Source organism: Streptomyces anatolicus (assembly GCF_019400875.1).
Lineage (GTDB): Bacteria > Actinomycetota > Actinomycetes > Streptomycetales > Streptomycetaceae > Streptomyces > Streptomyces anatolicus.
Genome location: NZ_WMBF01000867.1, coordinates 1 through 890 on the forward strand (window position 1 = coordinate 1; position 890 = coordinate 890).

Annotated in this window: 1 protein-coding gene; it reads left to right on the forward strand. The window is 73.1% G+C overall.

Annotated elements, in window-relative coordinates:
- The first annotated feature begins 2 nt into the window (after window positions 1-2).
- Window positions 3-872, forward strand: a complete 870-nt coding sequence (locus GKQ77_RS33035) for an NAD(P)-dependent oxidoreductase (RefSeq protein WP_308117865.1) — start codon at window positions 3-5, stop codon at window positions 870-872.
- The last annotated feature ends 18 nt before the right edge of the window (window positions 873-890 follow it).

Below are 890 nucleotides of genomic sequence, written 5' to 3' on the forward strand. Positions count from 1 at the left end.
TCATAGGCCTCGGCCTCATGGGCTCCGCCCTCGCCGCCGCCCTCCTGGACCACGGCCACCCCACCACCGTCTGGAACCGCTCCCCGCGGAAGGCGAAGCCCCTCGCCGACCACGGCGCACACGTGGCGGCAACCCCGGAGGACGCCGTCGCCGGGAGCGGCCTCGGCGGGCTCGTACTCGTATGCGTACTCGATTACGACGCCCTGCACGCCGTCCTCGATCCGGTCGCCGAGGCGGGCGGGCTCGCCGGGAAGTCCCTGGTCAACCTCACCTCCGGCTCCCCGGAGCAGGCCGTGGAGATGGCGGCGTGGGCCGCGTCGCACTGTGCGGGCTACCTCGACGGCGGCATCATGACGACCCCGCCGGGCGTCGGCCACCCCGAGATGATGTTCCTCTACAGCGGCTCGCAGACCGTCTACGAGACGCACCGCCCGGCCCTCGCCGTCCTCGGCGACCCGCTCTACCTCGGCGCCGAACCGGGTCTCGCCTCGCTCTACGACGCCGCCCTGCTCGGCCTGATGTGGGCGACGTTCACGGGCTGGCTGCACGGCACCGCCCTGGTGACCTCCGACGGGACGACGGCCACGGACTTCACCCGGGTCGCCCTGCGCTGGCTGACCGGTGCCGTCTCCGGGTTCGTCACGGCCTACGCGCCTCAGGTGGACGCCGGGCGCTATCCGGGGGACGACGCCACCATCGACGTACAGATCGCCGCGATCGACCATCTCATCCACGCTGCGCACGCGCGCGGCATCGACAACTCCCTGCCGCACCTGCTCAAGGCGACGATGGAACGCGCCGCCGCCGCGGGCCACGGCTCCGACAGCTACGCGAGCGTGATCGAGTCCCTGCGCGCCGCCGGGCGCCGGTAGCTCCCGCCCGGTAACCCC